General features: G+C 73.0%; 16 protein-coding genes. 8 read left to right on the forward strand and 8 right to left on the reverse strand.

Annotated features, from left to right (window positions below; translation table 11 throughout):
• On the reverse strand, positions 1 to 691 hold a 691-nt coding region (locus ACTWPW_RS58750), incomplete at its 3' end, for a YibE/F family protein (protein WP_443174186.1).
• 74 nt (positions 692 to 765) lie between these two features.
• Here ACTWPW_RS58750 and ACTWPW_RS58755 point away from each other — a divergent pair.
• Positions 766 to 1473, forward strand: a complete 708-nt coding sequence (locus ACTWPW_RS58755) for a DUF72 domain-containing protein (protein ID WP_443174187.1) — start codon at positions 766 to 768, stop codon at positions 1471 to 1473.
• Entirely contained in the window at positions 1473 to 2441 is a 969-nt protein-coding gene (locus ACTWPW_RS58760) for a magnesium transporter CorA family protein (protein ID WP_375109439.1), read from the forward strand. Before ACTWPW_RS58755 ends, ACTWPW_RS58760 begins: the two co-directional genes overlap by 1 nt.
• Here ACTWPW_RS58760 and ACTWPW_RS58765 read toward each other — a convergent pair.
• The 4 genes from ACTWPW_RS58765 to thrS all read right to left on the reverse strand — a co-directional run bounded on the left by ACTWPW_RS58765 (position 2336) and on the right by thrS (position 7221).
• Entirely contained in the window at positions 2336 to 2872 is a 537-nt protein-coding gene (locus ACTWPW_RS58765) for a hypothetical protein (protein ID WP_443174188.1), read from the reverse strand. The genes ACTWPW_RS58760 and ACTWPW_RS58765 overlap by 106 nt on opposite strands.
• 20 nt (positions 2873 to 2892) lie before the next feature.
• Positions 2893 to 3843: a TAXI family TRAP transporter solute-binding subunit gene (locus tag ACTWPW_RS58770; RefSeq protein ID WP_364111958.1), complete on the reverse strand. Its 951-nt coding sequence runs from the start codon at positions 3841 to 3843 to the stop codon at positions 2893 to 2895.
• On the reverse strand, positions 3840 to 5822 hold the full coding sequence (locus ACTWPW_RS58775) for a TRAP transporter permease (protein WP_443174189.1): 1983 nt from the start codon (positions 5820 to 5822) through the stop codon (positions 3840 to 3842). The genes ACTWPW_RS58770 and ACTWPW_RS58775 overlap by 4 nt, the downstream gene beginning before the upstream one ends.
• Positions 5823 to 5919: 97 nt before the next feature.
• A complete protein-coding gene (gene thrS / locus ACTWPW_RS58780; RefSeq protein WP_443174190.1) occupies positions 5920 to 7221 on the reverse strand; it encodes a threonine--tRNA ligase in 1302 nt (433 codons plus the stop codon).
• A 70-nt stretch (positions 7222 to 7291) separates the two neighbouring features.
• Here thrS and ACTWPW_RS58785 point away from each other — a divergent pair, with 70 nt between their 5' ends.
• From ACTWPW_RS58785 to ACTWPW_RS58795, 3 genes are all read left to right on the forward strand, one after another.
• Complete coding sequence (locus tag ACTWPW_RS58785) at positions 7292 to 8263, forward strand: response regulator transcription factor (RefSeq protein WP_443174191.1); 972 nt, start codon at positions 7292 to 7294, stop codon at positions 8261 to 8263.
• Positions 8264 to 8383: 120 nt separating this feature from the next.
• Positions 8384 to 8872: a MarR family transcriptional regulator gene (locus tag ACTWPW_RS58790; RefSeq protein ID WP_375109445.1), complete on the forward strand. Its 489-nt coding sequence runs from the start codon at positions 8384 to 8386 to the stop codon at positions 8870 to 8872.
• A 152-nt stretch (positions 8873 to 9024) separates the two neighbouring features.
• Positions 9025 to 9399 carry an STAS domain-containing protein gene (locus ACTWPW_RS58795; RefSeq protein ID WP_443174192.1) on the forward strand — a complete coding sequence of 125 codons (375 nt, stop codon included), beginning with the start codon at positions 9025 to 9027 and terminating at the stop codon, positions 9397 to 9399.
• Between the two features lie 23 nt (positions 9400 to 9422).
• Here ACTWPW_RS58795 and ACTWPW_RS58800 read toward each other — a convergent pair whose 3' ends face one another.
• On the reverse strand, positions 9423 to 10097 hold the full coding sequence (locus tag ACTWPW_RS58800; RefSeq protein ID WP_443174193.1) for a DUF4142 domain-containing protein: 675 nt from the start codon (positions 10095 to 10097) through the stop codon (positions 9423 to 9425).
• Between the two features lie 123 nt (positions 10098 to 10220).
• Positions 10221 to 12776, reverse strand: a complete 2556-nt coding sequence (locus ACTWPW_RS58805) for a LuxR C-terminal-related transcriptional regulator (protein WP_443174194.1) — start codon at positions 12774 to 12776, stop codon at positions 10221 to 10223.
• A gap of 138 nt (positions 12777 to 12914) precedes the next feature.
• Between ACTWPW_RS58805 and ACTWPW_RS58810 the strand changes: the two genes are divergently transcribed.
• From ACTWPW_RS58810 to ACTWPW_RS58820, 3 genes are all read left to right on the forward strand, one after another.
• Complete coding sequence (locus tag ACTWPW_RS58810) at positions 12915 to 13994, forward strand: hypothetical protein (RefSeq protein ID WP_375109449.1); 1080 nt, start codon at positions 12915 to 12917, stop codon at positions 13992 to 13994.
• A 109-nt stretch (positions 13995 to 14103) separates the two neighbouring features.
• Positions 14104 to 14457 carry a YciI family protein gene (locus tag ACTWPW_RS58815; RefSeq protein WP_443174195.1) on the forward strand — a complete coding sequence of 118 codons (354 nt, stop codon included), beginning with the start codon at positions 14104 to 14106 and terminating at the stop codon, positions 14455 to 14457.
• 132 nt (positions 14458 to 14589) lie between these two features.
• A complete protein-coding gene (locus ACTWPW_RS58820) occupies positions 14590 to 15894 on the forward strand; it encodes an RNA polymerase sigma factor (protein WP_443174196.1) in 1305 nt (434 codons plus the stop codon).
• A gap of 26 nt (positions 15895 to 15920) precedes the next feature.
• Here ACTWPW_RS58820 and ACTWPW_RS58825 read toward each other — a convergent pair whose 3' ends face one another.
• Positions 15921 to 17153 carry a cytochrome P450 gene (locus tag ACTWPW_RS58825; protein ID WP_443174197.1) on the reverse strand — a complete coding sequence of 411 codons (1233 nt, stop codon included), beginning with the start codon at positions 17151 to 17153 and terminating at the stop codon, positions 15921 to 15923.
• Between the last annotated feature and the right edge of the window lie 210 nt (positions 17154 to 17363).

Here is a 17363-nt window from a genome sequence, read left to right on the forward strand (position 1 = left end):
GCAGCCCCGTGAGCGTGAGGCTGGCCAGCGTGCCCAGCACGGCCACGGAGGTGGACAGCGAGAAGCCGTGCGTGAGGTAGAGCACCGCGAGCATGATCGCCGCCGCTCCCACGATGGCCACCAGCATGGGCGGCCGGCCCTCCAGGATGCCGGGGATGACGAACGTCAGCAGCAGCACGAACGTCACCGCCAGCCCCACCAGCGCCGTCACCCCGCGCCAGCGCCCGAACGCGATCACCGCCAGCGCGAACGCCGCCCCGAACAGCCACAGCGGCATGGCCCGGTCATGATCGGAGATCTGGTACGCCCCGTCCGCGCCGCGCAGCAGGATCACCTCGTCGTCCACGCCGAAGTGCTGCGCCCCCGGCCCGCCGGGCAGGCGCAGCTCCACGTCCTTGCCCAGGTCCGGGCCGTCCCCGACCTTGACGACGGCGTTGCCGCAGGTGGCCGGGTCCGGCTGGGGCGAGCCCTCCGGGGCGGCGGGGCAGCGCTTGAGCGTGACGCTGACGACCGTGCCGGTGAGCCGCTCGACGCCCGACTGGGGTGCGGCGGCGCTCTGCCCGCCGTCCGGCCAGAGCCACAGCAGACCGGCGAGCGTGATGATCGCCAGCGGCACCAGGACGGCCAGGCCGGCCACCACCGCGCGCCGGGAGGTGGGTACGGCGGTGCCGTGGACGTGATTGGCGCCCATCGTGTGAAAGGTCCTCCTTGGGCTGACGAACAAGGACAGTACTGCACGCCGCCCCCTGGGGTAGTCCCAACGGCATGACATGGCTGGTGGGCACCTCCGGGTGGCAGTACAAGGACTGGCGCGGGGTCCTGTATCCGGAGGGCGTGCCGATGCGGCTCTGGCTGGAGACGTACGCGGCCGAGTTCGCCACCGTCGAGAGCAACAACGCCTTCTACCGCCTGCCGAGCGCGGAGTCGTTCGCCGCCTGGCGGGACCGGACCCCGCCCGGTTTCGTGATGGCCGTCAAGGCCAGCCGGTTCCTCACCCACATCAAGCGGCTGGCCGAGCCGGAGGAGCCGGTCGCGCGCCTGATGGGCGCAGCCGCGGAGCTGAAGGACAAGCTCGGCCCGATCCTGCTGCAGCTCCCGCCGACGCTCAAGGCCGATCCCGGCCGGCTCGACCGGTGCCTGGGCTGTTTCCCCGGTGGCATCCGGGTGGCCGTCGAGCCCCGCCACGAGTCGTGGTGGACCGACGAGGTGCGCCGGATCCTGATCGCCCGGGCCGCCGCGCTGTGCTGGGCGGATCGGCTGGGCCGGCCGCAGGCCCCGTTCTGGCGTACGGCCGACTGGGGTTACGTACGCCTGCACCAGGGGCGGTCGGGCTTCGCGTACGGTAAAAGCGCGCTCGGGACGTGGGCCCGGCGGGTGCGCGAGGCCGGCTGGGGCGACGCCTACGTCTACTTCAACAACGATCCGGGAGGCGCGGCCGTGCGTAACGCCAGACAATTTGCCAGACTCCTGTAGTGCACACGCGTCTCTACCGGAACGGTGTCCTCGAGAAGGAAGGGTTCCCCATCGAGGAGGTCTCCGACTATGTGGCGGACCCGGACAACACGGTCTGGTTCGATCTGTGCTCCCCGTCGCCCGCCGACCTCGGGATGATCGGTGAGGAGCTCGGCCTGCACGAGCTGGCGGTCGAGGACGTCGTTTCCGACCATCAGCGGCCGAAGGTGGATATTTACGATAACCACCTGTTCATCACCGTCTACGGGGTGCACTTCGACGAGGGACGGCTCGACCCGGTCGAGGTGAACATCTTCGTCACCAGGAACGCCCTGGTCACCATCCGCGAGAACGACCACTTCGACATCGACGACGTGGTCAGGCGCTGGGACGCCGGCTCCCGCATGGCCGGCCACGGCGTGACGTACCTGCTGCACGGCCTGCTCGACCACGTGGTGGACAGCCACTTCGACCTGGTGCAGGACCTCGACGGGCAGGCGGAGGCGCTGGAGGAGTCGCTGTTCGAGGACGAGGTGCGCGACGGCAGGGAGCTGCAGCGCGCCATGTACGTCCTGCGCAAGAACACCACCAGGCTGCGCAAGATCACCATCCCGATGCGCGAGGTGGTCGGCACCCTGCTCCGCCGCGACCAGGACCTCATCGCCGACCCCGTGATGGCGCCCTACTACGAGGACGTCTACGACCACGTGCTGCGCGTGACCGAATGGGTGGAGTCCATCCGCGACCTGCTCGCGAACGTCCGCGAGACCCGCCTGGCCCAGCAGGGCTTCCGGCTCAACGAGATCATGAAGCGGGTCACCAGCTGGGCCGCGATCATCGCCGTGCCCACCATGATCACCGGCTTCTATGGGCAGAACGTGCCCTATCCCGGGTCGGGGCAGCCCTGGGGGTTCTGGGCGTCCTCGATCCTGGTGGCGCTGGCCTCGGTGGCGCTGTACTCGGTGTTCAAGAAGAAAGACTGGCTGTAGCCGCAGGCCCCGCCCCGGACGTCCGGGGTGAGGCGCAGGGCCAGGCGCACCTCGGCGGCGCCCGTGGCGGGATAGAGGGGCAGGCAGCGGCCGCCGGAGACGAGCGTCCGGCGCCCGATCGAGGTGCTGAGCAGCGACAGCTCGGCGTACGTGGCGGGCTCGGCCAGCCGCAGCACCCACCCGCCGCCCGGGGCGCGGGCGCGCTCGCCGTCCAGCGCGTAGTAGTCGAGGACGCTCTCGTCGAGCGAGAGCACCGCCCGCATGGTGAAGCGGCGGCCCTCCACGGTGAACACCTCCGCGGAGGGCGCGTGATAGACCGAGTGCACGTACGCGATCAGGAAGCGGCCCCCGACCACGGGCAGGCCGTTCACGGTCAGGCGCCCGGCGCCTGAGCCGGAGCCGAGCGCCGCCGCCGACGCCAACACGGTCACGAGCGCCAGGAGCGGCCTGGTCAGCCCTTCTCCCGGTAGTAGCGGGCGGCCCCCGGGTGCAGCTCGACCGGGGCCACCTGCTGGCCGAGCGTCACGTCCAGCTTCTTCGCCTCCGGGTGCACCGCCGACAGCTCGGCCTTCTTCTCGAAGAGCGTCTTGGTGATGTCGTACGCGAGCTGCTCGTTCATCGAGTCGGGCACCAGCAGCACGTTCGCGATGCCCACGGTCCTGATCGTGCCGGACAGCTTGTAGGTGGACATGTCCACGTCGAGCGGGACGTACTGCTGGCCGTAGGTGGCCTGCATCTTCTGCAGGACGTCGCCGGTGTCGAGCAGCTTCATGCCGGGCTTGCTCGACGCCAGGTCGGTGATGCCGGCCGTGGGCAGGCCGCCGACCCAGAAGAACGCGTCGATGGTGTCGTCCTTGGCCGCCTGCACCGACTCGTTGATCGACAGTTGCTGCTTGGTGATGTCGGTGTCGGGGTTGAGCCCGGCCGCCTCCAGGACGCGCCTGGCCACGACCTGGGTGCCGGAGTTGGCCGGGCCGAGCGAGACGCGCTTGCCCCTCAGGTCGGCCACCTTGGTCACGGCGACGCCGGGGGCGATGACGAGGTGGGTGTAGTTGTCGTAGATGCGGGCGATGGCCTTGATCGGCTGCTTGGCGGTGAAGGTGTCCTTGCCGTTGACGGCGTCGGCGGCCGTGTCGGCCTGGGAGAAGCCGATGTGGGCCTTGCCCGAGGCCAGCAGCTTGATGTTCTCGACGGAGGCCGAGGTGACCGACGCGGTGGCCTGGGTGTTGGCGATGTTCGCCGACAGCTGCTTGGCCAGGCCGCCGCCGTAGACGTAGTAGACGCCCGTCGTGCCGCCGGTGGCGATCGAGAGCCGGTTGCCCGAGCCCCCGCCGGCACCGCCGCCGCCACAGCCCGCCGCGGCCAGGACTGCGGCGGCGACTATCGCAAGAATCCGCTTCACGCTGGGTCCCTTCTCCTTCTTCTGACGAGGTGCATGGCGGCGGCCACGGCCAGGAGGGCCAGGCCGGCGACGATGGGAACGGGTTCGAGGAACAGCAGCAGCACCGCGGCCACCGCCGCGAGCACCCGCTCCGGCCAGGCGGCCAGCCCGCCCGTGGCCATCGCGAGGGCGGCCACGGCGACCGCCGAGACCGCGGTCATCAGCAGCACGGTGCCGATCGGGCCCTGCCCGAGCAGCGCCTGCCCGTTCGGCGTCAGCACGAAGGCGAACGGCACGAGGAACGCCGGCAACGTGTAACGCCAGGTCATCATCATCGTCCGGTACGTGTTGCCGCCGGTGATCGCCGCCGCCGCCACCGCGGACAGCGCCGTGGGCGGGCTCACCTCCGACAGCACCGCGTAGTAGAAGACGAACATGTACGCCTCCGGCGCCGTGACCCCGAGGTCGAACAGCGCCGGCCCGATGATCACGGCCGCGATGATGAAGCTGGCCGTCACCGGCACCGCCAGGCCCAGCACCAGCACCGCGACGGCCGCCATGACCGTGGTGATGACGAGGCTGCCCGCGCCGATGTCCACGATGATGTCGGCGAGGTTCTGCCCGAGCCCGGTGAGCGTGATGGAGCCCACGATGATCCCGGCCGCCGCGCAGACCGCGGTCACCGGCAGCACCTCCAGCGCGCCCTTGGCCAGCGCCCGCCCGATGCGCCTGGGCCCCATCCGGTGCCGCGGGTCGAGGAACGACAGCAGGAACGCGACGGCGGTGGCGATCACCACGGACTGGAACGCCGACCGGTTCAGCGCCATCAGCACGACGATGAGGATCAGCGAGCTGAAGTGGTAGCCGAAGCGCAGCAGCAGCCGGCCGGCCCGGGGGGCGTCCACCACCACGGCGTGGGTGCCGAAGCGGCGCGAGTCGATCTCGATGGCCAGGAAGATGCCGAGGTAGTACAGGATCGTGGGGATCGTCGCGTACAGCAGCACCTCGAGATAGCTCTTCCCGAGATACTCGGCGATGATGAACGCCGCCGCGCCCAGCGTCGGCGGCGACAGGATGGCGCCGATGCCGCCGGCCGCGAGGATGCCGCCCGCCGCCTCCTTCGGGTAGCCGGCCCGCCGCAGCACGGGCCAGGCGACGCTGCCCAGGCTGACCGTGGTGGCCACGCCCGAGCCCGACACGGTGCCGAGCAGGAAGCCGGCCGTGGTCACCGTACGGCCGGGGGCGGCGCGGGACCGGCGGAAGGCGGCGAAGCTCAGGTCGATGAAGAACTTGCTCGCGCCCGAGTAGTCGAGCACCGCGCCGTAGACGGTGAACAGGATGATGTAGCTCGCGGCCACCTGCATCGGGACGCCGAAGAAGCCCTCGGTGCCGGTGTAGAGCTGCGACACGATCTGGGCGAAGTCGAACCCGGGGTGCCCGATGGTCCAGTCGATCGGCAGGTAGGCCCCGTAATAGGCGTACAGCAGGAAGGCGACGCAGATGACGGCGAAGGACCAGCCGACGGTGCGGCGTACCGCCTCCAGCAGCAGCACCGTCAGCACCAGCCCCGCCGCGACGTCCAGGTCCGTGAGCGCCGCGCCCGAGCCGCGCTCGCGGAAGCCGTCGATGTCGGCCAGCGGGTAGACCAGCACGGCCAGCGACGCGGCGGCCAGCGCCCAGTCGCCCACGCTGGGCCACTCCACGCGGCGGCCCGGGCCCTCGCCCGCACGGACCGGCTCGGGCCGCCCGAGCAGCCGGCGGACCAGCGGCGCCAGCCCCGAGCGGTAGCAGAGGAAGACCAGCGGCAACGCCACCGCCAGGAACGTCAGCCGGTGCTGGATCGCCTCGACCGGCCGGAACACCACCGCCAGCGAGTACGCCGACAGCAGCCCGCCCAGGATCCACACGCCGAGCCGCAGGGGCCCGCCCAGCTCCCGGGCCGGGCGTTCCTGCTCGTGAGCGGAGACCAGCGCGGCCTCACGATCGTTCAGCTCGGTCAAGGCATCCTCCCGACACGGCTTTGCAGGGACTTTATGAGCCGTCTACGCGATCAGGGAACCCTCCGTTATCCGATTGATCTCCACTTGCGCTCCACCGTCAGACGAACGGTCGGGATCGTGCGGCCAACTGCTCGACGGGCACCTCGCCCGCCTGCCCGCCGTCCCGCAGCCGCACCGACGCCAGCCCGCTCGCCACCTCGCGCGGCCCCACCACGAGCTGGTACGGCACCAGCCGGTGCGCCCTGATCCTGGCCCCGAGGCTGCCCCGGTCGGCGGGCGCCAGCTCCGCCCGCAACCCGGCGGCCAGGCAGCGCCGCAGCAGGTCCTCGGCGGCCGGCCGCTCGGAGTCCGACAGCGGCAGCACCACGGCCTGCACGGGCGCCAGCCAGGCGGGGAAGGCGCCGCCGTGCACCTCGATGAGATGGGCGACCAGCCGCTCGATGCCGCCGACGACGCTGCGGTGCACCATGACGGGCCGCCCGCCGCCGGCGTAGCCCAGGTCGAAGCGCTCGGGTTGGAAGTAGTCCACCTGGACGGTGGACAGGGTGGACTCGCGCCCGGCCGGGTCGGCGATCTGGATGTCGATCTTCGGCCCGTAGAAGGCGCCCTCGCCGGGCTCCTCGTCGTGGTCGCGGCCGCGCTCCTTCATCACCTCGCGCAGGATCGCCTCGGAGCGGGCCCACATCGCGGGGTCGTCCACGAACTTCGCGCCCTCGCCGCGCAGCGACAGCCGGTAGCGGGCGGCCCGGATCCCGAGCTGGACGTGCGCGGCCTCGATCAGGTCGAGCGCGGCCGACACCTCGGCGGCGGCCTGATCGGGGGCGCAGAACACGTGGCCGTCGTTGAGCTGGATGCCACGTACCCTGGTCAGCCCGCCCAGCACGCCGGACAGCTCCGAGCGGTACATGCCGCCCAGCTCGGCCACGCGCAGCGGCAGGTCACGGTGGCTGCGCTGGCGCGCGCGGTAGATGAGCGCGTGGTGCGGGCACAGGCTCGGCCGCAGCACGAACTTCTCGCCGCCCACCTCCATGGGCGGGAACATGTCGTCGGCGTAGTGGTCCCAGTGGCCCGAGCGCTCGTACAGCTCCCGTTTGCCCAGCACCGGCGAGTTGACGTGCTGGTAGCCGTTGCGGCGTTCGAGCTCGTGGACGTAGTCCTCCACGGCCTTGCGCACGGCCGCGCCCGCGGGCAGCCAGTAGGGGAGGCCGGCGCCGATCAGCGGGTCGGTGTCGAAGATGCCCAGCTCGCGGCCGAGCCTGCGGTGGTCGTTCATGATCATCCTTTCCTGGGAAAGGGCGAACGACCAGCTCCCGGGCGTTCGCCCGGGAAGCATGGAGTCAGCGCGCCGGGACGGTGTCCGGCGTCGTCGTGACGGAAGCGCGCTGCATGAGGCGACCATAGCATCCGGCGCCGCGGGTACGCCTTTGGTAAAACCTCGGGTGGAATTTGGCAAATGATATAAAAGCAGCGTGGCCCAGATCACCGTGGACGTGCGCCAGCTCCAGACGTTCGCCGAGGTCGGCTACCAGGTCGCGGGCGGTGGGGGCGCGCACGGCGCGATGGCGGCGCTGCGCCGCGTGGTCCCGCTCGACGCCTACGAGTTCGTCGCGTACGACCCCGCCACCGGGCGGCACCACAGCGTCGTCTCCGACGGCCACCCGCGCATCGACCGCGACGCGGCCGAGGAGTACGCGGGGCTGGACGCGTACCGCAGGGCCATGGCCACCCGCGCGCCGGTCGGCATGCCCGAGCCGGGCACCGAGCGTTACTTCCGCCGCCACCTGGCCCCCTACGGCTGGCGGGCCGGGCTGACGACGCCGCTGTTCCTGAGCGAGGGCCGCTACACGGGCCTGCTGCACCTGGCCTCCAGAGACGCCTTCCCACGCCGCACCGGGGCCCTGGTGGCGGCGGTCAGCCCGTTGCTGGCGCACGTCACCGACCTGACCAGGTGCGTGATCGACCCGGTGGGGCTGCCGCCGGACTTCCGCGCGGTCGCCTTCGACCGGCTCGGCACGCGCCGCGAGGTGCCGGGACGCGAGACGTCGGCCACGCTGTGGGACGACCCGTCGATGGCGGCGTACGCGCGGGCGTTCATCGACTCGCGCGAGCTGAGCCGGCACGGGCTCTGGCTCGGCGGCGACGGCCGCTGGCGCGAGGTGCGGCTGCTCAGGGCGGGCGTCGGGTTCCAGGGCACGCTCCAGGGCGCCGTGGCGGCCGAACGGCCGTGCCCGCTGCCGTACGAGCTCACGGGGCGGGAGGTGGACGTGCTCACCCGGGTGGCGGCCGGCGACTCCAACCCGCAGATCGCCGCCGCGCTCGTGCTCAGCGTCCGCACGGTGACGACCCACCTGGAGCACATCTTCGCCAAGCTCGGCTGCGACAGCCGCACCCGCCTGACCACCAAGGCCCTCGCCGAGGGCCTGTGCCGTCTGGACGGCTGACCTCCGTCATCCGATGCCATCATGCATGTCATCAGGTGGCTTCGCGGGTGACTCCGGGGGGTGATCGTTCGCACGTCCGGTTCTCCCGATGACGATGGGCCGAGTGATGAGGAGCACGGCGTGACGGACAGGCTCGTTGGAGCGCTTTCCGAGGACGACCCCGTGGTGGAGGCGGTCCTCACGGCCAGCCGGGCGCTCGTGGGAGTCGCGGCTCGTTCGATCGCCGCGGCGGGCGGCGACGTGACGTTGCCCCAGTACCGCGCGCTCGTTCTCATCGCGGCGCGGGGCCCGCAGCGGCTCATGGACCTGGCCGAGGCCCTCGATGTGAACAGGTCGACGGCCACCCGCATGTGCGATCGTCTGGTGGCCAAGCGGCTGGTGCGGCGCAGCCGCCTGCCCAGCGACAGGCGGACGGTGCGGATCGCCCTGACCGGTGAGGGGCGCGCCCTGGTGGACGGCGTGACGCAGAAGCGCAGGACCGACCTGGCACGGATCCTCGCCCAGCTCACGCAGGAGCAGCAGGCCGCCGTCGTGGCGGCGCTGTCGGCGTTCTCGGAGGCCGCCGACGAAAGGGAGGTCGCCGCACACGCCGACATCCCGGAGCTGTGAGGGAGGAGGGTCCGTCTTCGCGGCCGTTCCTCCGGCTCATGTGCCCTTCGCAATCGTTGCACAGGGCAAGTGACTGCTATCGTCTTTTTACGGAGAGCCGGGAAGACTGGTCGGCGCTGTGAAGGCGTGCCATCCGACCGGGGACTCACACCATGAATCGCGCGGAATCAGACGTCCACCCCGACGATCCCGACTTCGACCTCCGGCTCGACCGGCATGGGGACGTCGATCTGCTGTCGCTGACGGGGCGGCTCGACTCGGTGGCGTGCCTGATCCTGAAGCAGTACGTGGTCAATGCGCTGGTGAGAAGGGTTCCGCCGTTGTTCGTGGTGGACCTCGGGGGCCTGGCGGCGATCGACCGGTGCGCCGGCGAGATCCTGGTGTCGGCCGCGCGGCACGCCAGGGTCGCCGGCGGGCGGCTGATCGTGGTCGGCGGCGGCCTGCTGCCCGCTCACGTGGAGGGCGACATCGAGGTGTCCGCGTCCGTCGGGGCCGCTCTCAGCGAACTCGGCGGCCCCCGGTCGTAGCGGCGTGGTGGGGGTGCCGGCCGTCAGGCGGGCGGTGTGGGGAAGCTCGCCGGAGTGGTCAGGCCGGTGCTCTCCAGCAGGCGCTGGTGGTTGAGCACCGCGGCGTTGGCCTGCTCGGAGAAGCGGCGGACCAGCGTGTTCTGCGTGCTGCCGCGCACCGTGCCGATCAGGGGGAAGATCTGCCCGTGGGCCAGGCGCAGCCATTTGACGTACGTGGTGTCGTAGGCCGCGCCGGACCGGCCGGAGATGTCGGTCATCCAGGCCTGCTGCTGCGTGGTGGGTTTCACCGGCAGCTTGATCTCCAGCTTCGCGGCCACGTCGCGCACCTGCCGGTCCAGGGTGTGGTGCTGGCTCGCTATCTCCTCGCTGATCTCGCGGACGCGGGGAGTGCTGGCCCGCTGCACCGCGTCCTGGGCGATGGGCATCTCCCACAGGCTCGCCAGGCGGACCTTGCGGATGAGGTCCCGGTCGACCTCTGACAGGGGACCCCAGTCGGTCTCCCTGATCCCGCTGTCGGGTTCCTCCTCGGCCGGGGTGGGGGGTGGCTCGGTCGTCTCCGTGCCGACGGCTGCCGGTACGGTGCTGAGCGCGGCCATGTCGGAGCCGGGCGTGGGCGTGTAGCCGGCGCAGGCGGTCGTCGAGCAGAGCAGGCCAAGGCCGCAACCGATGAGAATGCGACGGCTCTGGCGGAATCGCATACACCCTCACCCCTTCCGGGTTCCGGGACGTGGTCCTCATGCGTGGTGCCGCTACTCAGGGATACGCCGCGGGACGGGAAGCCGTTCATGGCAGTGCGCAAGATTTGCAGTGTGCACCCACGGTCAGCCGAGGAAGCCCAAGATCTTGGCGAGGCCCGCGCGGCTGCTGACCCCCGTCCGCTCGTAGACCTGGACCAGGGTGTTCGCCACCGTCCGCCTGGAGAGCACGAGCCGGTCGGCGATGTCCGGGTTGCTCAGCCCCGACGCCGCGAGCTGGGCGATCTGCCGCTGCCGGGCCGTCAGCTGCGGCACGGCCAGCCCCACCAGCGCCGGCGTACGCACTCCCGCGCACCGGTGGGCCAGCGTCCAGGCGCGCGTCTCGGCGGCGCGCAACCTCCTGCGCAGCCCGTCGCGCCGGTAGCCGGCCGCGGCCTGCGCGGCGGCCTCGGCCGCGTGCAGCACCAGGCCGAGCCCCTCCAGCGCGGCCGACACCTCGTCGAGCTCCCGGGGGTCCGTCGCGCGGGCGTGCCGGGCGAAAACGGGGGCCAGGTCGCCGTCCACGACCTCGGCGAGCCGGGCCAGCCGGCCGGCGACCCGGTCACCGGCGCCCAGCCTGACGGCGTCGTGCAGCGCGAACAGCTCGTATCCGGGGTGGGCGGGCTCGCCGCGCGCCGCCCGCGCGGTCTCCAGCGCCGCCCCGATCGCGCCCTTGACGTCGCCCTCGGCCGCCAGCGTCCACGGGCGGGCCAGGCGGAAGGCGTACTCCGTCTGGTGCGTGCCCGGCAGGACGAGCTCGTCGGCGAGGCGCAGCGCGCCCCGCATGGCCGGTACGTCGCCGATCAGCGCGTACGCGTGCGCCAGCTCGGCCAGGCACGGCCCGGCCTGCAACGTACGGCCCCGCAGCCGCACGGCCGCCTGCCGGCACAGCCGGATCGCCTCCGCCGGATCCCCCCGCAGCCGCCACACCTGGGCCCGCTGCGCCCCGAACGTGACCAGCGCCCGATCCCAGCCCGCGTAGTCCTCGCCGATGCGGTACCCGATCTCGGAGAACCGTTCGGCCGCCGCCAGGTCCCCGGCCAGCACGGACGCCCCGGCGCCCACGATGGCCACCGCCGCCGTGATCGACGGGAGGCCCTCGGGCATCCGGGCGATCATGTCGAGGGCCTCGCCCGCCGACTCCATGGCCTGCCGGCCGCGCCCCGCGCCGAGCAGCAGGGCCGCCTCGATCACCGCCGTCCCGGCCGCCACGCGGGGGCCCGGCGGGTGGGCGATGGCGCGGACCTCCCCGAGCGTGGCGCGGGCCGCGGCGAAGTGGCCGGTTGAGTGCTCGATGGAGCCCCTGACGGTCAGGACGCCCTGGCTCGGCTCCGTCTCGGTCATCGTCTCCCGCGCCCGGGTCAGCGCGGCGCGCGCCTCCTCGTCCCGGCCGAAGCCCCAGAAGAGGTTGAGTGCCCGCACCGCGTGGTACTCGCCGCGCGTCCCGTCGTCCATCGGCTCGCCGGCCAGCCGGTCCAGCACCTCCTTGGCCTCGTCGTAGCGGTCGGCGTAGTTGAGCACGGTGGCCAGCGGGATGCCCGCCGCGGCCCCGCCGCCCGCGGCCAGCGCGGCCCGGCCCAGCCTGGCGGCCAGCTCCAGGTCGCGTACGTTCCTGGCGACGTGGCAGGCCCTGACGAGCGGGGCGGGGTCGTCGGCGGTGCCGCTGTCCAGCCGCCAGACCGCGATGCGCAGCAGGTCCTCGGGGGTGCGCGGGCCGGCGGCCTCGACGGCTTCGGCCAGGTGGCGCAGCACCTCCCGGGTGCGCAGGGTGCCGCAGCCGGCGCGGATCACCTCGCCGTAGAGCGGGTGCGCCAGCCGTACCGACAGGCCGGACCCCGGGCAGGGGTCCGAGACGGTGGCGAGCTGGCGGTCCTCCAGGCCGCGCAGGGTCTCCTGCGGGGCGAGCGCGGTCAGGGCGGCGACGGGGAGCGGCTCGCCGTACGCGATGAGCTCCAGCGCCGCCCGCTCGCCGCCGGCGATGTCGCCGAGGCGGCCCTCGATCAGCTCGCGCAGCCGCGTCGTCACGGGGATCTCGCCGTGCCAGCGCCAGACGCCGCGCTGCTCGGTGAGCGTGCCGCCGGACTCGCCGGCCAGGACGAGCTCGCGCAAGAACAGCGCGTTGCCGGCGCTGACCCGCCACAGCCGCCTGACGGTCGTCGGCTCCACCTGCCCGTCCAGCGCGCCGGCCAGGATCTCGGCGGTCTCGCCGAGCGTCAGCGGGGCCAGCTCCAGGCGGGGCAGCAGCTCGTCCTTCCACAGCGCGGTCACCGCGTCGGGGGCACGCTCCCCGGCCCGTACCGTGGCCAGCACCCGCGTCCGGCCGCCGCTCGCCAGGTGGTGCACCAGCGCGGCCGAGACCGGGTCGAGCAGGTGGGCGTCGTCGGCCAGCAGCGCCCGGTGCTCGCGCGCGATGGCGTCGGCGGCCCAGCGCAGCAGGTTGCTCTCCGGCGGCCGGGGCGGCAGCAGGTGCGCCATCGCGCCCAGGGGGATGCCGGAGGCCGCGACCGTCGCCCGGACCCGCGCCACCTGGCCGTCATCGCGGACGGCCTCGGCGGCCAGGCGGCTCTTGCCCACGCCCGCGGGACCGGCCAGCACGGCACCCCCCGCCTCCAGGGCCGCCGCGACCGACGCCAGCTGAGTCATCCGTCCCGCGAAAGGCCACTGGGCGCGCACAAGGGGATGATAAGCGCCCGTTTCGCCGATGCGGAGCCCGCGGCCCGGCCCTCGTTTGAGTAAGCCATGCTCTATGCCGGAGGCCGCCGGGCCGGGCACGGTGTGGACATGTCCGCGATCCCCTCGCACGTCGATCTCACCTCCCTGGTACGCCAGGCCCTTGACCAGCCCGACGCCGAGGTCGCCTCGTCCCGGGTGGAGCCGCTCGCGCACGTGCCGGGCACCCCCTCCACCGGCGCCCTGCGCCGCGTCTCCGGGACGACGACCTGCGGCCGCTCATGGTCCCTGTTCGTGAAGTCCATCCATTCGGTACGTCACTGGCCGAACCTGCACCTGATCCCCGAGGAGGCCCGCGCCGGCTTCGTCGCCGTCTTCCCGTGGCGGATCGAGGCCGACGTGTACACCTCCGGCATGGCGCTCCCGGCCGGGCTGCGCATGCCGCGCCTGTTCCTCCTCGACGACCTCGGCGACGACCGGCTCGACCTGTGGCTGGAGGACGTACGCACCGTCGCGGCCGAGTGGGACCTGACCCGGTACGCGGCGGCGGCCCGGGCCCTGGGCCGGCTGGCGGGCCTGCACCCGGCTCCCGGACCGGGCACCGGGCCCGGATTGCGGGTGTACGTCACCAACCGCGTCAGGGGAGGCGCGCTGCCCGCCCTGCGCGACCCGGCCGTCTGGCGCCATCCCCTGATCGCGGCGCACGCCGACCCGCTGCTGCGGATGGACCTGGACACGCTCGGGCACCGCATACCGGACCTGCTGGAGACGCTCGACGGCCTGCCGCACACCATGGCCCACGGCGACGCCAGCCCGCAGAACCTGCTCGTCCCCGCCTCCTGCCCGAACGAGTTCGTCGCCATCGACTGGGGCTGGCAGGAGCCGGCGCCCGTCGGGTTCGACCTCGGGCAGCTCCTGGTCGGCCTGGCCCACGAGGGCCGTACGGAACCGGGCGAGCTGCCCGCCGTGCACCGGACGATCCAGGAGGCGTACGCGCTGGGCCTGGCCGACCAGGGCATGCCGGACGACGGGCTGGCGACCGGGTACGTCACCTCCCTGGTGCTGCGCAGCGCGTTCACCGCGATCCCTGTGGAACGGCTGGGGGAGCCGGTCACGCCCGAGCTGGCCGAGCTGTTCCGCAAGCGCGTCGGCCTGGCCCGCTTCCTGGCCGACCTCGGCCTCGCCGGGTGAGAAGTGCCGGTAGAAAGTTTTTCCGGCGGCCTGTCCTTCCATGTCCGTCCCGTTCGTAGAGATAGGGACGCGGCGACACCGCCGCACGACGACGACACGGGAGACGGTCATGAAGTACATGTTCCTCATCAACAGCCCCGCCACCGACGACGCCGCCGCCGAGGGGGCCGCCGAGGGGGCCTCGATGGAGGAGTGGATGGCGTACGACAAGAGCGTCAGGGAGTCGGGGGTGTGGGTCTCCGGCCACTCGCTCGCCGACCTGACCACCGCCACCACCGTCCGCGTCAGCCCGTCGGGCGAGCGGACCGTCACCGACGGGCCGTTCGCCGAGACGCGGGAGGTCCTCGGCGGCTACTACGTCATCGACGTGCCCGACCTCGACGTGGCACTCGACTGGGCGGCCCGCTGCCCGGGGGCGCGCGGCGGCGGCTCCGTCGTGGTCCGCCCGGTCGCCGAGTTCTGACGGCGGCCGGGGTCCAGGCGGCCGGGGTCCAGGCGGCCGGGGTCCAGGCGGTCGGGTTCCGGCAGGCGGCTTCCGAACCCGGCCGGACCCTGACGGCGCCGGGGTGGCCGGAGATGGCGATGGGAGGCTCTGATGACGATGGACGGGCAAGACGCCGGGGCGGTGGGGCCTTCCGTTGAGGCGATCTTCCGGGAGGAGCGGGGCCGGCTGCTCGCCGCCCTGGTGCGCCGCTTCGGCGACCTGGACCTGGCCGAGGAGGTCGCCTCGGAGGCGATCGAGGCGGCACTGGTGCACTGGCCCGCCACCGGCGTCCCGCCGAAACCGGGCGCCTGGCTGATGACCACGGCCCGCCGCAGGGCCGTCGATCGGCTGCGGCGCGACCGCACGTACGCCGCCCGCCTGGCCGTCCTCCAGGTGGAGGCGGACCGCGCCGGGCCCGCACCGGCCGCCGACACCGACGGCGAGCTGCCCGACGAGCGGCTGCAGCTGTTCTTCACCTGCGCCCACCCCGCCCTCCCCGCCGAGGACCGGGTGGCGCTGACGCTGCGCTGCCTGGCCGGGCTGACGACGCCGGAGGTGGCGCGGGCGTTCCTGCTCCCGACGGCGACCATGGCCAAGCGGATCGTGCGGGCCAAGAAGAAGATCCGCGAGGCCCGCATCCCGTTCCGCGTACCGGGTGCGGACGAGCTGCCCGAGCGGCTCCCCGGCGTCCTCCAGGTGATCTACTCGATCTTCACGGAGGGGTACGCGGCCAGCTCCGGCCCGGACCTGCAGCGGCTGGAGCTGGCCGAGGAGGCCATCCGGCTGGCCCGGATCCTGCGCCGGCTCCTGCCCGGTGAGCGGGAGGTCGCCGGCCTGCTCGGGCTGATGCTGCTGGTCCACGCCCGGCGCGAGGCGCGGATCGGCCGGGACGGCGAGCTGGTGCTGCTCGACGACCAGGACCGGGGGCGCTGGGACCGCTCGATGATCGAGGAGGGCCAGGGCCTGGTGATCGTCGCGCTCACCGGCGGCCCGCCCGGCCTGTACGGCGTGCAGGCCGCCATCGCCGCCCTGCACGACGAGGCCGCCACCGTCGCGACCACCGACTGGCCGCAGATCGTGGCGCTGTACGACGTGCTGCTCGCGCTCGCGCCGTCGCCGGTGATCGCGCTCAACCGGGCCGTGGCGGTGGCGATGCGGGACGGCCCGGAGGCGGGCTTGGCGCTGCTCGACGAGCTGGCCGGGGAGCAGCGGCTGCACGGCTACCACCCGTACGCGACGGCCCGGGCGGACCTGCTGCAGCGGCTGGGCCGCCACCGGGAGGCCGCGGCCGCCTACCGCGAGGCCCTCACCACGGCCGGCACCGAGCCCGAGCGCGCACACCTGCGACGCCGGCTACGAGAGTGCGACCCCGACGCCCCGCCCGCCGGTCTGGAGGGGCCCGCGCACCGGCCCTGACGGTTCGCCGGGCGGGCCCCGGCACGTCAGTCCGGAGCCCCCGCCGCACCTCCGGGCCCCGTGCTGACGGTCAGGCCGCGGATCTCGTAGCCGCCGATGTCGTTGTCGAACGTCACCCGCGGCGCCGACGCCATCCGGATTCCCTCCATGGCGAAGAGGCGGCTGAGGAAGATGTCGGTCTCGAGGATCGCGATCCCCGCCCCCGGACACCGGTGCGCGCCGTCGCCGAAGGCGAGAGCCGCGCTGCCCGTGCCGGCGCCCGTGCCGGTGCCCCCGTCGATCGCGCGGCCGGGGCACACCGACAGCGGGTCCGCCCCCACGGCCCGCGCGTCGGTGTTCGCCGCGTCGACGAACACCTCGACCAGCGCGCCGGCGGGCACCGTGACCGGCCCGTCGGCGCCGTCCAGCTCGATCGCGCCCGTCGTGCGCCGGAGCAGGCGGCCCACGACGGGCTCCAGCCGCACGATCTCGTGCAGCACGGCGAGCCGCCCCGGCTCGTCCTCCGCCCGATAGCGCTCCAGCAGCGCGTCGTCGCTGAACAGGTGCCAGGCCGCGACGCAGATGAACTCGCGCGTCGTCACCATCCCCGCCGCGGCGAAGGTCAGGCACTCGCCGAGGATCTCGGCACCCGTGCACCCTTCGGCGATCAGGTGCGAGATGAGGTCGTCGCGCGGCTCGCGGCGGTGGTCGCGGATCGCCGGGCGTACGTCGGCCAGGTAGATGCGCAGCCAGTTGGCGTTCTGCCGGAACAACCAGTAGATCCCGCTCGCGCTGGTCAGCCCGGGCCGCCCGTACTCCTCCGGGAAGAAGCGTTCCAGCCGGCCCCGCAGCCCCGGCTTGCCGGAGGTGAGACCGACGATCGAGCTCACCACCCCGATCGCCATGCCGAAGCTGAGCTCGGAGAGCTGCGCCTCGCCCGCCGCCCGCAGCTTCGCCAGCTGGGCGTCGGCCATCTCCTCCATCAGGCCGCGGTAGCGCTCGTCCACGCGGCGCGGCGTGAAGTATTTCGCCGTCTGCCGCCGGTGCTCCCGGTGCTCGGGCCCGTCCCGGTAGAGGACGGGCCGCCGGATCCTGGCCGGCAGCTTCTCCACTGTTTCGATGCCCAGCCCGGCCTGCACGGTGGTGTCGCTGCGCAGCACCGCGCGGGCCTGCGCGTAGCCGCGGACCCGCCAGGTGCCGTCGTCGCCCCGGCCGACCGGGCACGTCTCCCGCACGCCGGGGCGCTCGATCTTGCGAGCGCCGCCGCTGTGGTCGTTCACGCCACACGCCTCCCGTCCTCGGGTGCCGATGACCATGCTGGTGCGCGCGTGGCGGCGGATCAAGGGGAGCGCGGTCAGTGCTTCTAGGGCCTGTTTCAGAAGTGGATCACCTAGGTGGTTCACTTGCGAGATGATCTTTGCGTGGGTCGGGGTGATTTGACCGCCGCGCAGTGGGCGGTGCTGGAGCCGCTGTTGCCGGTGGGCAGGAAG

Source organism: Nonomuraea sp. KM90, from assembly GCF_052246675.1.
GTDB lineage: Bacteria > Actinomycetota > Actinomycetes > Streptosporangiales > Streptosporangiaceae > Nonomuraea.

Excerpts from the sequence above, each read along its gene's own strand:
- ACTWPW_RS58810 (WP_375109449.1), top strand. The coding sequence starts at position 12,915 with ATGTCCGCGATCCCCTCGCACGTCGATCTCACCTCCCTGGTACGCCAG.
- ACTWPW_RS58805 (WP_443174194.1), bottom strand. The coding sequence starts at position 12,776 with ATGACTCAGCTGGCGTCGGTCGCGGCGGCCCTGGAGGCGGGGGGTGCC.
- ACTWPW_RS58800 (WP_443174193.1), bottom strand. The coding sequence starts at position 10,097 with ATGCGATTCCGCCAGAGCCGTCGCATTCTCATCGGTTGCGGCCTTGGC.
- ACTWPW_RS58795 (WP_443174192.1), top strand. The coding sequence starts at position 9,025 with ATGAATCGCGCGGAATCAGACGTCCACCCCGACGATCCCGACTTCGAC.
- thrS (WP_443174190.1), bottom strand. The coding sequence starts at position 7,221 with ATGGTCGCCTCATGCAGCGCGCTTCCGTCACGACGACGCCGGACACCG.
- ACTWPW_RS58755 (WP_443174187.1), top strand. The coding sequence starts at position 766 with ATGACATGGCTGGTGGGCACCTCCGGGTGGCAGTACAAGGACTGGCGC.
- ACTWPW_RS58820 (WP_443174196.1), top strand. The coding sequence starts at position 14,590 with ATGACGATGGACGGGCAAGACGCCGGGGCGGTGGGGCCTTCCGTTGAG.
- ACTWPW_RS58815 (WP_443174195.1), top strand. The coding sequence starts at position 14,104 with ATGAAGTACATGTTCCTCATCAACAGCCCCGCCACCGACGACGCCGCC.